We start from the raw sequence: 14,591 nt of genomic DNA, 5'->3' as shown, positions 1-14,591 counted from the left end.
ACATGGGGAGTGTCGTTATTTTTGCTAAAAGGCGAAAAGATCAAGTTGGAATAGGCTAAAAAAATACAGTGGTTTTTCCAACATTTTAAAAGTAATAATATTACTTATTGACACTTTTACTACAAAGGTAGTAAAATCTATTCAAGGAGATGAATTGATTGAAAATTAATGAAATTTCAAATAGTTTAAAAGAACTTGGATTTACGGAATACGAGGCAAAAGTTTATATCGCTCTTTTGCGTTCTCATCCATCAAACGGCAATATCATTGCTACATTGTCAGGTGTGCCAGCTCCAAAGGTGTATGAGACACTTAGAAAAATGCAGGAACGTGAAATTGTTAGTAGTGTTTCAGGGGGGAACAAAGGAAACAAAATCGGATACATACCAATCTCTTATCAAGATTTACTTGACCAAAAAAGGAAAGCGTTCTTAGAAAATGTGAACTTTCTTGAAAAAGCTCTTGAAGAAATCTCCACCACAAGTGATACGAATTGGACAGAGCTTTTTACGATACATGGTTACTCAGCATCCATAGATGCGATCCATTCTGCAATAGAAAGTTCCAAAACCCAAATTCTTTTGAATGGTTGGATGAAAGAATTAAAAATTCTGATGGAGCCTTTATTAGCTGCGTTTAACCGAGATGTTGAAATTGTTACTCTCACATTCGATCAAGAAGATTTGAAGGTACCATGGAAAAATTTTACCCACTATCAAATTAATAATGCGTTACGCCGTCATACAGGCGAACTTTGTATAGTTATTGACAATGAAAAATCCATTATATTCAAAACGTTAAATGAAGGAGTCGGTGCCCATGCTGTAATTTCAAGCCATCCATCCACTGTGATGACCACTAGTAACTATATTCGACACGACATTCTAGTGAATCGAATGACCTTTGAATTTAAGGAAGAATTAGAGAAACGATATGGGAAAGATTTCGACAAGCATATTAATGATATTTAAACAAGATCCTTGTAGCTGGAAAGCTATAAAATTTTACAGATAAGGAGAAAGAATATGAAACTATTAAATTTTAAACAAGATGGAGAAATTCGCTTAGGAATTAAAACGGAAGAAGGAATCATTGATACTACCACTGTATTTGACAGCCTTATTACGATGGAAGAAGTTATTTCTCAAGGAACTGAAGGTTTAACAGAGCTTCAAGATGCTATACAAAATGCGTCTGTTTCCTACGTGGATGAATCCACTCTTACTTATGCTCCAGTTGTTACAAGTCCTGAGAAGATTATTTGCGTAGGTTTGAATTATGCAAAACATGCAGCAGAGGCGAATTTGCCAATTCCTACTTCTCCTGTGCTGTTTAGTAAATTTAATAATGCACTTGCTGCACACCAAGAAATCATTGAGCTCCCGAAAAATGGGGAGAAATTCGATTATGAAGCGGAACTAGTAATTGTGATAGGTAAATCAGCGAAAAATGTAAGTGAGGAAGATGCACTAGATTATGTGTTTGGCTTCAGTGTTGGAAATGATTTTAGCGAACGTGGTTTTCAATTTCGTACGAGTCAGTGGTTATTAGGAAAATCAGGTGATAAGTACGCCCCTGTAGGTCCTTACGTTGTTACAGCCGATGAAATCGAGGATGTGCAAAATTTGAAGGTTGAATGTAAAGTAAACGGCGTTACCCGCCAATCAGAGAATACTAGGGACATGGTTTTTAATTGCGCTGAGATCGTAAGTTATGCTTCACAATACATGACACTAAAGCCTGGTGACCTCATTTACACTGGTACTCCATCTGGGGTTATTGTTGGTTATCCTGAAGAAGAACAAATCTGGTTAAAATCAGGGGATGAAATCACAATTTCAATCGAAAAAATAGGATCTCTTACGAATGTGCTTGAATAATTAACAGCAACCGAGAGAGTTTCTCTTCATCAAAGATGGAAAACAACTAGAATGTGTGGATAGGCTTGACATAGGTGAGGGTGTCCGCACATTCTTTTTAAATGTAAAGTCTGTAAAAATGTATATTATTTTTAGTCTGTATGTTCAATAGAATGTGATCGTTTTTGAGTGAGGGGGGATGCCAGAATATATTTGCTCCTAGATGTTAGATTGTGGATAAAGTAGAGTCTGTGAATTTTTTAAGTACAGAAACGGAGGTTAATTTATGGAAGGAACTATCATTTCTCTGCTACCATCGGTTATCACAATCGCTTTAATTATTTTCACCCGTAGAATTTTCTTATCGTTGGGAACAGGTATCGTTTTAGGCGCAATACTCATTGAACAGTGGAATGTTTTTGCAAGTGTTGTTACTATTTTAGAGATTATGAAGGGTGTACTTCTAGGAGATAGCAAAATACTTATCTTTGTTTTATTAATCGGAATGATGACTTCACTTATCTATCTTTCAGGTGGGATATTAGCCTTTTCAGAATGGGCCATTAATAAGGTCAAAACAAAATTTCAGGCGAAAATGGTTACTCTTTTATTAGGCTTTGTCATATTCTTCGATGATGCTTGTAGTTGTTTGCTTCGTGGAAACGTTGTAAGACCCATCACTGATAATTATCGAATTTCACGCTCAAAATTATCGTATTTAGTTCACTCAACTTCTGCACCTATCATTCTAATAATACCGTTATCAGGCATGGCAGCTGCAGTTGCCGCTATTATGGGTGGGTTATTATCCGACAATGGGATAACTAGCTATGGAGCTTTTGAAGCTTTTATTCTCACAATACCGTCCAATTATTATGCAATTACATGTCTTCTAATGGCATTTATGGTCGCTTATTTTGGAATTAATCTTGGACAGATGCGCCGTGATGAAAAGCGTGCAGTCGAAGAAGGCGTTTTATTTGATACTTCAAGAGGAGTCGTACCAGGACAAAGTGACAATAAACTACCGGCTAGAAAAGATGGAAAGGTTATTGATTTAATGCTCCCTGTGATATCTCTTGTTGTTGCAACGATCGCGGTTGCCCTTTGGATCGGTATCTCGAATATTGATGGGCCAATCACAGGTAGTGGGATTTTAACAAACATGGATGTTACGACTGGCTTGGTGTACGGAAGTTTACTAGCTTGTCTTGTTTCCTTAATAAAATTATTTTTTAAGAAGACAGAGGCAAAAGATATTACAACAGCAATCTTTTCAGGTCTGAAAACTACTTTACCAAGTGTACTCATATTATTTCTGGCACTTATAACAGCTGAAATTATTGGAGAATTAGGTGTTGGCACATATTTAGCAAAATTATTTAGTGACTCAACATCGATTTCATGGTTTTCCGTTATTTTCTTTGTATTAGCAGCTATTATGTCATTTTCGACGGGAAGTACATTTGGTACCTTAATATTAATGTTACCTATCGGTGCTGAGATCATTGCCATCATAGACCCTACATTTGTTATACCAGTATTCGGCGCTGTTCTTGCAGGTTGTATATTTGGTGAACATAGTTCTCCGTTATCAGACACATCTATTCTCTCTTCTATTGGAAGCGGTGTACACGCTATTGATCACATCATGTCGCAATTGCCTTATGCATTAATTTGTGGAATTGTATCTATTTTTGGTTACCTGATTCTTGGCTTCACTAACAGTGTGATCATTGGTCTTTTATCTACAATACTATTACTTGTTTTGGTTGTATTTATTCTTAAAAATAAATTTTCTACTATCAGCACCTATGAATTAGATGCTTAAATTTTACAAAGTGTTTATACCTTCAGAGTGAATAGTAAATGTGTAAAATAAATAGTTTTAATATTCTTCGTATTTATAATAGCTAGATTAATAATAGGCGAATTGTCTTAAAGTGGTGAATAAATTTGATTGAAGGAGTTGTTATAAGATGAGTTATGTTCTTGATAATGACCAGATTGTTCTAAGGGAAAATGTGAAAATTGACTTCTTAGACAGAGCTTATGTATTTGGAGACGGTGTTTATGAAGTGATTGGGGTCTATAATGGAACACCCTTTAAATTGGAGAAACATTTAGCGAGACTTCAGTACAGTGCTGATCAGATTGAACTAAATATTCCATACGAATTAGAGGAATTAAATAAAAAGTTAATGGAACTTATTGAAAAGAATCAGCTATTTACTGGCTTTATTTATTTGCAAATAAGCCGAGGCGTAGCTCCAAGAACACATCACTTTCCGCAAATAGAGGTATCACCTAAACTAATAGCGTTTACGACACAAACAACTAGATTACCAGAAGACTTCTATACAAATGGTGTAAAAACAATGCTTGTAGAAGATACTAGATGGCTTAGATGCAACATAAAGAGTTTAAATTTGTTACCTAATGTGTTAGCAAAAGAAACAGCCATTAAAAACGATTGTTTTGAAGCTATATTGCATAGAGGTGAAACGATAACAGAAGGTAGTTCATCCAATGTTTTTGTGAGAAAAGGGAATAAACTGTACACTCATCCAGCAGATAACTTTATTTTAAACGGTATCACTAGACAAACAGTGTTAGAAATCTGTGAAAAAAATGATATTGAAGTGGTTGAAGAGCCTTTTACTAAGGATTTTATATTACATGCAGATGAGGCATTTTTATCTGTAACCTTTTTAGGCATTTTACCCATCCAGAAAGTCGATGAAACAGCAATTGAAGTAGGTGAAATCACAAAAAAAATCCAAGATGAATTATACCAACTTACACATAAAAGCGGGATTGCTTCTCTATAAAGAAGATATCACTGTTTATTTACAAATTAAATTATGAGTATGGACACATCTTGAAGAGACAGACTTGATACATGTATATAAAAAATCGGGGGAGCAAAATAATGAATAATGAAATTTCAAATGTGCAATTTTATGGCGGTCGGTTGGTCTCCTTAATACCTTTTGGTCTATTTATAATAATAGCGATCCTAATTTCTGTCCTTAAGGCACCAGACCTAAGAGGCATGTGGGCTGCAGCCTTAATTGGAATTATGGTTACCTACTTTTTAAGCAAAGATAAAGAAAAATATGCTCAGGCAGTGATTGAAGGTATGGCTGATAAAATAGCGGTTATACCAGTCGTTTGTTGGATTTTTGCTGGAGTATTTGCCCAAGTATTAAAAGACTCAGGATTAGTAGACGGAATTCTTTGGGCTGCCTATCATGTAGGCGCTACTGGTACATTATTTGTCATTATTGCCTTTGTAGCCAGTGCACTTTTTGCGACTGCAACAGGAACATCATTTGGAACCATTATCGCAGGGATATCCGTTTTATATCCGGCAGGTATACTATTAGGCGCCGATCCGATTGTATTAGCAGGAGCCATTGTTGGCGGCGCTGCATTTGGTGATAATATTGCACCTATTTCAGATACAACCATTTCGTCTGCAGCAAGTCAAGGTGCAGATGTTGGTGGTGTAGTAAAATCGAGGATTCGTTATGTAATCCCTGCAAGTATTATCACAATCATTCTACTTGCTATTTTTGGTGGTGGTGGTTCAGCACAGGAAGCACTCCCCTACGATCAATTAAGTCAACATATGAACCCAACTGGGTTAGTGATGCTTATTCCAGCAATCATAACCATCATCTTTGCAGTTAAAGGTGCGCATTTAATTAGTGCAACTACGATTGGAACAGTTGTGGGAATTATTATTGCCCAACTATTTAATTTAAATAGTTTTTCCAATTTAATATATATCGAGGATGGGGCTGCCCAAGGTGTGTTTGTAAATGGAATCGGCGGGATGGTTGATATCTGTATTTTTGCTTTATTAATCATGGCATGTGTCAATATTATGAGAGTCGGAAATGGTGATAAAGCATTAATGGGCATTGCTGAAAGGTTTATATCCACTGTTAGGGGGGCGGAGGCATCTATTGCTGGACTTACATTAGGTTTGACTTCTGTGATGGGGCTTAATGCTCCGCCAATACTTGCAATCGGAATATCGTATGCAAGGCCGATTGGAGAAAAATACAAAATCCATAAATATCGAGTTGCCAATATACTAGATGCTTTTGCAAATACGTTGTGCTTTGCCTTGCCTTGGTCACCCGCGCTGTTTTTAGTAGTCTCATTAACGGCTGAAGCCAACAGTGTATATGGTGAAATAGTTCCAGTCCTATCGACCGGACAACTAGGGATTTGGATTATATATTGTTGGGCATTGTTAGCTGTTATGATTTTTTCTGTAATAACTGGCTGGGGAAGAACTTATGTGGGGAGAAATGGAGAACCAATTAAATCCCTAACTTTATCGGGAGACAATAAAGATCATAAAACGAATATAGGGGTTTAATTTTTATTAAATCATAGTATGATAGAGTGGAAGAAAGCGCTTGCTTTTCTTCTGCTTATTCTTGTTTTACGGATTATTTTAATGGGGGATTATGGTCTTGGATGACAAACCCTAGATGATTTTCAACCATACCACTACTTGGGAAAAGGAGGATTTCAAGCCAATGAATAACCTGATTATTTGCAGATGTGAAGAAGTGACTTTAGAAGATATCAATAATACAGTTATGAAGTATGAATGCTCTGCACGTGAAGTGAAATTGCGCACGAGAGCGGGAATGGGGTATTGTGGCGGACGCGTATGCCGGACTGCAGTTGATGCCGTTTTACATGAGATAAAAGGGGAAAAGCCTGGTAATGAAATTCCATTAAATATTAAACCACCCGTCCGACCAGTATCTCTTTCAGCATTAGGAGGTCAATCATGAATCAAAACCGTATCATAAAGCATCCCGTTTTAGGTGATTTAGAAAACAAAAAAACAATCACTTTTACATATGATCAAAAAGTTCTCCAAGGATATGAAGGAGATACAATCGCTTCGGCACTTCTTGCGAATGGTATTCGTCTTTTACGTGTGCATGAACAAAGTGGAGCACCACGTGGGATTTATTGTAATATTGGCCATTGTTTTGAATGTCGTTTGACTGTCAATGAAACGTCAGGTGTGCGTGCCTGTTTGACGGAGCTAAAGGAAGATATGATTATTGAAAGCGGAAAAATACAGCCGCTCCCATTTTCGAAAACAACAAGTGCAGATGATTTGCCTCGTACATATGCAGAATTCACTACAAAATGCAAAAGTCATAAGGAGGAAAGTACACATGTATGATGCTATTGTCATTGGTGCGGGTCCGGCAGGCTTGTCAGCAGCTATCGCTTGCCGCGAATGGGATTTGCACGTCCTGATCATTGATGAGTACCCTAAACCAGGTGGCAGATTACTTGGCCAACTTTATCAAGACTCCAATGGAGAATGGTGGAATGGATTGGAAGAGGCAAAAAAATTGTTACAAAGGGCAACTGAATTAGAAACTGATATAAGATGTAACATTTCAGTTCACCATATTGAAAAAATTAGTACTGGCTTTTGTGTCCATACAAACAAAGGTAGATTTAATGCAGCAAACCTTCTACTTGCCACTGGTGCTGCAGAAACCCCTGCTCCAATTCCAGGGTGGACTCTACCTGGGGTCATGTCAATCGGTGCAGCGCAAGTCATGACAAATGTACAGCGGGTTCGTGTAGGGAAAAAAGGGATTATCGCGGGGATTAATGTTTTGTCAGTAGCTATCGCACGAGAACTTCAATTAGCAGGAATTGAGCTCCATAGCATGGTATTACCCGCTGTAAATTCGGTAACGAAGCAAGCAGGGATTCCAAAGCAGGTAATGGATGGATTAATCCGTGTAGCACATCTTGCTCCGTCTGCCTTTCTGCGTTTTGGAAGTATATTTGCAAAAGCCACTTGGGTACGTGATTTAGCTGTGAAATTTTATCCGAGAAATGGTATGGAGATGTGGGGGATGCCTATTCATATACGTAAAGCAATCGTACAAATAAACGGTACCGACCAAGTGGAATCTGTAACACTATGCAATCTTAATCCCGATGGGGATCGCATACAAGGCAGTGAAGAAATCATTGATGTTGATTTTGTTTGTATAGCTGGTGGACTCTATCCACTTGCAGAACTTGCTTCTGTTATCGGTTGTCCATTCCAATATATTGAAGAACTTGGTGGACATGTTCCTGTTCACAATGAACAAATGAAAACTCCGATTGAAGGTTTATTTGTCGCTGGAAACATTACAGGAATCGAAGGTGCAAAAGTAGCTGGTGCACAAGGAACACTCGCGGGACTTTCTATCGCTAAGCGACAATTGAAGGACGTTGCTGATATAAGCGATAAAGTGGTTCAAGCAATGGAAAAGGTGAAAGCGACCAGGAGAGACGCAGCTATTCAATTCCATCCCGGAATCAATGAGGGACGAGCTAAAATAGAAAGAGCTTTTCAAGCCTATGATCAGGTAATGTGAACTTTGTCCAAGATGTTTTTCTTGGGGGAATAACTACAGGGGGAGGTCCGAGATATGAGTAATCGTACAGAGGTAGCCATAATCGGAGGCGGAATTGTTGGTTGCGCGATTGCGTATTATGTTTCAAAAGCTGGAATAGATTGTACCTTAATCGAAAAAGGGGATCTCGTGAGTGGCACATCTTCCAGGTGTGATGGAAATGTCACAATCGTTGATAAGGATCCGGGTTTTGATAGCCAAATGTCATGGGTGAGTCAGGAGCTAATTGTCGATCTACATAAGGAACTTGATATAGCATTTGAATTCCGTGCACTTGGAAGTATTCTCGTTTGTGATAATGAAGAAGAAATGGAAGCTGCGAAGAAATGGGTAGAAACGCAACGAAAAGCGGGATTGAAGTTTAATGTTTTAGATTCGTCTGATATACGTCAGGAATCCCCTTTTTTTGCTGATGATATTCCAGGAGGATTGGAGTGCGAAACCGATTCACTCATTAATCCATATTTATTTTGCTATTCCTTAATTGATAAAGCAAAGCAATATGGACTAAAAACTCGTACACATTCGGAAGTTACGGCTATTTCAAAACAAGAAGATTTTAAAATCGAAACAACTAACGGAACAATTATTGCAAAAAAAGTAGTGAATGCTGCTGGTGTATGGGCTCCTTTTATCGGTAAAATGCTAGATATTGAGATACCAATTATTCCAAGAAAAGGACATATTCTAGTAGGAGCAAGGCAGCAACCAATTATGATGCGAAATGTGATGGAGTTTGGCTATTTAATGAATAAATTTGGTCGTGAACGCCAAGTCGACCCACAAACAAAGGAGCATGGAGTCGCATTAGTGTTAGAACCTACAGAAAGTCAAAACTTCTTATTGGGTAGTAGTCGTCAATTTGTGGGGTATGATGGTAGTGTTGATATTAATGTTGTGGAAACCATGGCCAAAAGAGCACTCCGATTTTTCCCGAAAATAAATGATTTTAAAATGATTCGAACATATACGGGTTTTAGACCTTGGACAGAAGACCATTTACCAATTATCTCAGCTGTTGAGAAAGTACCTGGATTTTTTATTGCTGCGGGACATGAAGGGGATGGGATCAGTTTAGCAACTGTCACCGGAAAGTTGATAGAGGAGTTAATTTTGGAAAAAGAAGATACAATCATTCCAGTAGATCCTTTGCGTTATGACCGTTTTGTTAAAGTACCTGTTACTTGATATGTGTTTAGCGAAACCAAAAATATAAAAAGGAATAGAGTTGTGTTACTACTCTATTCTTTTTTAAAAAAATTCAGTAAATTTACAAAAATGATGTTGACAACATGTTACAAACAAAGTAAATTATGTATTAATAGTGGAAATAGTAATAATATTGAAAATCTTGTAATAGTATTTACAGTATAAAGTTATAATATTATAAATTAGGTGAGATGCTATGAGGATTGATAAAAATAATCATGTACCTCTATATCGTCAAGTAGAAGAGGTATTGGAAGAAAAAATTACTTCTAAACAGTGGGAATATGGCTATCAGCTGCCTACTGAACAGGAATTAGCTGACCACTTCGGTGTTAGTACAATTACTGTTAAACGTGCTGTTCTTGAGTTAGTGAACAAAGGATACCTTTACCGAAGAAGCGGAAAGGGGACTTTTGTAGCAGGAAACACCAATGAAAAAGATATTAATAAATTGATGTCATTAACTGGTGTAGAGGGGGAGCATCCACATGAATTAATTAGTTTTTTAATTGAAAATGGGGATGACGAAGTAGCAAGTAAATTTGAAATAAAAACGAATGAAAAGCTCATTAAAATCAAGCGTTTGAAAATTGAAAATGACATACCAATGGCTATGGAATATACATATCTGCCTTTTGATAAATGCCCTGATTTGACAGCCAACGATATTAATAATGAGTTGATTTACAGCATATTAAAAAATAAATACCATATTCCATTAGGAAGGGCACGGTCGGTTGTTAAGCCATATATTGCTATTGGTGAAATGGCAGAAAGACTTCAAATTGAACCAGGAACGCCTGTGTTTGAGTGGGAGAGGTTTACTTACACCAAGCAGGGAAAAGTAATAGAGTACTCAAAGTTTTACATACGTCCTGACAAAGTTACCTATTATGCAGAGGTTATTTTTTAATCAATTCCGGTAAGCGCTTTCAGATGATAATAAGAATATAACGTTATAACATTATAGGTTAAAAGATTATAATGTTATATTTTTAAATTCCATTATCTGAAAATTCAAATATTATTTCCGTATAAAAAAACCTAATAATTGAACGAGGAATGGAGGGTGTAGTATTCGTTTCGTCCATATTAAAAAAATATTTTATAAGGGAGGAATAATTTTGAAAAAAAGAAGTTTGTCTTTAATCCTATTAATTTGTCTTGTTCTTGGTTTCATGGCTGCTTGCAGTGGCAACGAGACGGGGAATTCTTCTACAACTGAAAAATCAGGAGAAGAAGGCGAGAAAACATTAGTATTGGCAGCATACGGTGGAAGCTATGAAAAAAAGCTGAAAGAAACAGTGATTCCAAAGTTCGAAAAGGAGTACGGAGTGAAAGTAACGTATATTACGGGAAGCTCTGTTGATACCGTGTCAAAGCTTCAGGCACAAAAGGATAACCCGCAAATAGATGTCGCTGTTTTGGATGATGGACCGCAGGCGCAGGCAAAAGCTTTTGGATTGCTTGCCCCATTAGATGAGAGCATTGTCACCAACCTGAAGGACGTATACGATATCGCCAAGGATAAGGACAATATCGGTGTTGGTACTGGGATTGTATCAACGGGCTTGGCTTACAACAAAGAGGTCTTTGAACAAAATGGATGGGAGCCGATTAAATCATGGAATGACCTAGCAGATCCTAAATTTAAGGATAAGATTGTTTTACCATCCATAGCCACTACGTTTGGACTGCATATGCTCATCATGGCTGCCACTTCAAACGGTGGAAGTACTGATGATATTGAACCAGGATTTGAAAAAATGAAGGAAATTGCAAAAAATGCGGTGACTTTTGATAAAACGGCTGATTTATCTAACTTCTTCTTACAGGGCCAAACTGTTGCATCTTCTTGGAGTGATGCCCGGGTTCACATTTTACAAGACAGCGGATTCCCAATCGAGTTCGTGATTCCTGAGGAAGGCGCGCCTGCTTTAATTTCAACCATTAGTGTGGTAAAAGACGCACCGCATGCAGAGCTTGCACAAAAATTTGTTAATTTTGCTTTAAGCGAAGAAGCACAGGTGGAATTTGCACATGGAGTATTTTCAGGGCCAGTCAATAAAAACACGAAACTTGACGGGGATATAGCTAAAAAAGTGATTTATGGGGAAGATCAAATTGCGAAGCTTGTAAAAGTAGATTGGGAATATGTCAATGAAAAAAGAGCTGAGTGGACTGAGCGAGCTAATAAAGAAATTGAAGTAGCCCACTAAAAGAGGTGAAAAAAATGAGCTATTTATGCCTTGAAAATGTAGTAAAAACCTTTAATAAAACAGAAGTCGTGAAAAAGATGAACCTAGAAATAAAACAGGGGGAGCTTGTTTCTTTTCTAGGGCCTTCAGGTTGTGGAAAAACAACTACCTTAAACATGATTGCCGGGTTCCTTGAAGTAGACGGAGGGAAAATCGTGGTGGACGGGAAGCCTGTCCACCTGCTTCCCCCGAGTAAAAGAGAAATGGGCATGGTTTTTCAAAACTATGCTCTCTTTCCCCACATGACTGTGTTTGACAATGTCGCATATGGTTTAAAGCTCCGAAAGGTTAGTAAAAGTGAGATTAACACTCGTGTAGCTGAAGTACTGGAGATGGTTAGGCTTACGGGCTATGAAAAAAGGTATCCGAAGGAACTTTCTGGTGGGCAGCAGCAGCGTGTTTCCTTGGCGAGGGCACTTGTAATTAAACCGAAAGTGTTATTGCTTGATGAACCGTTAAGTAACTTGGATGCGAAGCTGCGTCAAGAAATGCGTGAAGAAATAGTGGAAATCCAAAAAAAGGTTGGAATTACGACTATTTTTGTTACCCATGACCAGGAGGAGGCACTTGCCATTTCAGATCGGATCGCCGTTATGTATGAAGGAAAAATTGAACAGCTTGATACGCCTGTCTCTATCTATAACAATCCTCAGACTGACTTTGTTTCCAGGTTTATTGGGGAAGTCAACCATATTCAAGGCCAGGTTGTAAAGACCATTAGTAATAAGGAAAATGTAGTATCTTTTTATGGATATGAACAGGTTCTAACTGGCGATTTTTGGGATGATGTGATTGATTTTTATATTCGGCCTGAAAAAATCGAAATCTCCTCAGAGACGAACGAAGGCCTTGAAGTAAAAGTGGAAAGAAAAATGTTTCTAGGGGCAAAAACGCGCTACATTTTACAAAACAAGGACCAACATATTATTGCTGATATTTCGAATATGACTTTAAATCCCGATCAGGTCCAAGAAGGAAAAAATGTGTTCATTAAATGGAACCAAGAGGATTTATTAGCAACCAAAAGGTGAGGTGACAACTTACATGCAAGCTGAAACCACATATCAAGAACAGGAATTGCTAATCAAGCAGAAGAAAAAGAATTTAACTAAGAAAAAGCTTGATTATATGCTCTTATTGCTTCCAACCCTAGGTATCTTTCTATTCTTCTTTTTGCTTCCGCTGTTCTTCCTTTTCATCACGAGTTTTAAGACATTTGATGCTTCAAGTGGGATAGGAAATGACTGGACTCTTCAAAACTATATTAAGTTTCTTTCTGAAAAATCGTATCTTGTGGTGATTTGGCGGACAATAAAAATAGCTCTCTTGACCACCTTAGTGGCCATTGTTATATCGTTTCCAGTTGCCTATCAAATTTCAAAAGCAAAAGGTAGAATCAAAAATTATTTAACCTTGCTAGTTTTGTCGCCACTGTTAATTAGTATGGTTATACGCTGTTATGGCTGGGTTATTCTGTTAAACAACAATGGTGTGATTAACAATACATTACAACATTTTGGGTTAATTGATAGACCTTTAACTTTGTTATATACAGAGTTTAGTGTGATTATCGGAATGGTACACGTTCTATTTCCTTATATGGTTTTAAGTATTATGGGGTCTTTGGAAAGAATTGATCCATCTGTTATTCGAGCTTCACAGAATCTAGGTGCTAGTCCGTTACGAACATTCTTCTCCATTGTCTTACCGTTAACATTGCCTGGTATCTTTGCTGGTTCCGTTATGGTATTTAGCTTAGGTGTAAGTTCGTTCGTTACTCCATCGATTCTTGGGGGTCCACAGGTAAAGGTGATGTCGTATCTTACATATGAACAGGTCGCCGTCATGTTAAATTGGCCTTACGGATCTGCGATTGGGTTCTTACTTATTTTAATCGCTACTATTACAATCATCATTTATAGCAAATTGTTAATGAATTCAAAGAAGGGAGTGGCCATTCAATGAGGAAATTGTTGCCTAAAATCGGCTTAAATTTCGTTTGTTTGATCGTTTATATCTTTTTGGCCGCTCCTATCGTTGTTGTTATATTATCATCGTTTACAACTACTGAGTATATCGTGTTTCCACCTAAAGGCTTCACATTAAGGTGGTATACCGAATTAGTAAATCATCCGGAGTTTATTCAGTCGTTCATGCTCAGTGTATGGGTTGCTTTTGGTACTGCCCTTGTTGCCACAGTGATTGGAACAATGGCGTCAATTGCTGTTGTTAGATATCAATTTAGAGGGAAAACAGCAATAATGCAGCTAGTGGGCTCACCTCTTTTGATCCCATCTGTCGTCTTTGGCGTAGCATTGTTACAGTTTTATTCTTGGATTGGTTTGGCAGCGAGCCCAATGGCTTTAGTAATTGGTCATATTATCTTAACCATCCCGTTTGTTATGCGCTTGGTGGTTGCCAGTTTAGTAGGTTTTGATCGGACTGTCGAGCAAGCAGCGATGAATCTGGGGGCGGGAAGCATGAGGGTGTTTTTTCAAATAACGCTTCCAATTATTAAATCAGGTGTAATTGCCGGAGCCATTTTTGCCTTCATTACTTCGTTTGATGACTTAACTGTTGCACTTTTTATCGTTAGTACGGATGTCGTTACATTGCCAGTACGTATTTTCACTTACATGCAATACCAGTACGACCCAGTTATTACTTCCGTATCTAGTATCGTGATTTTTTTGACTTTCGTTTTAATGATTGTTATCGAAAGGGTACTAGGGATAGGAAAAGTATTTGGTTCGAAAGACTAGTATTTTACGTTATACATCCCCCTTCCATAG

At 37.6% G+C, this 14,591-nt stretch carries 13 protein-coding genes and 1 pseudogene; all 14 read left to right on the top strand.

What is annotated here, in order from left to right:
• Positions 1-158 precede the first annotated feature (158 nt).
• Positions 159-971 (top strand): TrmB family transcriptional regulator, encoded by an 813-nt coding sequence (locus ABC371_RS23475; protein ID WP_412899024.1) that lies wholly within the window; start codon positions 159-161, stop codon positions 969-971.
• Between the two features lie 54 nt (positions 972-1,025).
• The gene (locus ABC371_RS23470; protein WP_412899023.1) at positions 1,026-1,880 is read left to right on the top strand and encodes a fumarylacetoacetate hydrolase family protein; all 855 of its coding nucleotides are present in this window, start codon (positions 1,026-1,028) and stop codon (positions 1,878-1,880) included.
• A gap of 265 nt (positions 1,881-2,145) precedes the next feature.
• Entirely contained in the window at positions 2,146-3,690 is a 1,545-nt protein-coding gene (locus ABC371_RS23465; RefSeq protein ID WP_412899022.1) for a Na+/H+ antiporter NhaC family protein, read from the top strand.
• A gap of 148 nt (positions 3,691-3,838) precedes the next feature.
• Positions 3,839-4,690: a D-amino-acid transaminase gene (gene dat, locus ABC371_RS23460; protein WP_412899021.1), complete on the top strand. Its 852-nt coding sequence runs from the start codon at positions 3,839-3,841 to the stop codon at positions 4,688-4,690.
• Between the two features lie 101 nt (positions 4,691-4,791).
• On the top strand, positions 4,792-6,255 hold the full coding sequence (locus ABC371_RS23455) for a Na+/H+ antiporter NhaC family protein (RefSeq protein ID WP_412899020.1): 1,464 nt from the start codon (positions 4,792-4,794) through the stop codon (positions 6,253-6,255).
• 163 nt (positions 6,256-6,418) lie between these two features.
• A complete protein-coding gene (locus ABC371_RS23450; RefSeq protein ID WP_309535497.1) occupies positions 6,419-6,682 on the top strand; it encodes a (2Fe-2S)-binding protein in 264 nt (87 codons plus the stop codon).
• Positions 6,679-6,984: pseudogene (locus ABC371_RS23445) on the top strand ((2Fe-2S)-binding protein); the annotation flags it as partial. The gene ABC371_RS23450 and the pseudogene ABC371_RS23445, both read left to right, overlap by 4 nt.
• Before the next feature lie 94 nt (positions 6,985-7,078).
• The gene (locus ABC371_RS23440; protein ID WP_412899019.1) at positions 7,079-8,293 is read left to right on the top strand and encodes an NAD(P)/FAD-dependent oxidoreductase; all 1,215 of its coding nucleotides are present in this window, start codon (positions 7,079-7,081) and stop codon (positions 8,291-8,293) included.
• 54 nt (positions 8,294-8,347) lie between these two features.
• A complete protein-coding gene (locus tag ABC371_RS23435; RefSeq protein WP_412899018.1) occupies positions 8,348-9,520 on the top strand; it encodes an NAD(P)/FAD-dependent oxidoreductase in 1,173 nt (390 codons plus the stop codon).
• Positions 9,521-9,737: 217 nt separating this feature from the next.
• Positions 9,738-10,454 carry a GntR family transcriptional regulator gene (locus tag ABC371_RS23430; protein WP_412899017.1) on the top strand — a complete coding sequence of 239 codons (717 nt, stop codon included), beginning with the start codon at positions 9,738-9,740 and terminating at the stop codon, positions 10,452-10,454.
• 265 nt (positions 10,455-10,719) lie between these two features.
• Entirely contained in the window at positions 10,720-11,760 is a 1,041-nt protein-coding gene (locus ABC371_RS23425) for an ABC transporter substrate-binding protein (protein WP_488192753.1), read from the top strand.
• A 14-nt stretch (positions 11,761-11,774) separates the two neighbouring features.
• Positions 11,775-12,830: an ABC transporter ATP-binding protein gene (locus ABC371_RS23420; protein ID WP_412899015.1), complete on the top strand. Its 1,056-nt coding sequence runs from the start codon at positions 11,775-11,777 to the stop codon at positions 12,828-12,830.
• Between the two features lie 13 nt (positions 12,831-12,843).
• Complete coding sequence (locus ABC371_RS23415; RefSeq protein WP_412899014.1) at positions 12,844-13,764, top strand: ABC transporter permease; 921 nt, start codon at positions 12,844-12,846, stop codon at positions 13,762-13,764.
• Positions 13,761-14,561 (top strand): ABC transporter permease, encoded by an 801-nt coding sequence (locus tag ABC371_RS23410; protein ID WP_412899013.1) that lies wholly within the window; start codon positions 13,761-13,763, stop codon positions 14,559-14,561. Before ABC371_RS23415 ends, ABC371_RS23410 begins: the two co-directional genes overlap by 4 nt.
• The last annotated feature ends 30 nt before the right edge of the window (positions 14,562-14,591 follow it).

The sequence above is a fragment of the Bacillus jepli genome (genome assembly GCF_047238305.1).
Classification (GTDB): domain Bacteria; phylum Bacillota; class Bacilli; order Bacillales; family Bacillaceae_L; genus Ferdinandcohnia.
The sequence above is the reverse complement of the archived record's forward strand: the minus strand, read 5'-3'. Positions and strand labels throughout refer to the sequence as shown.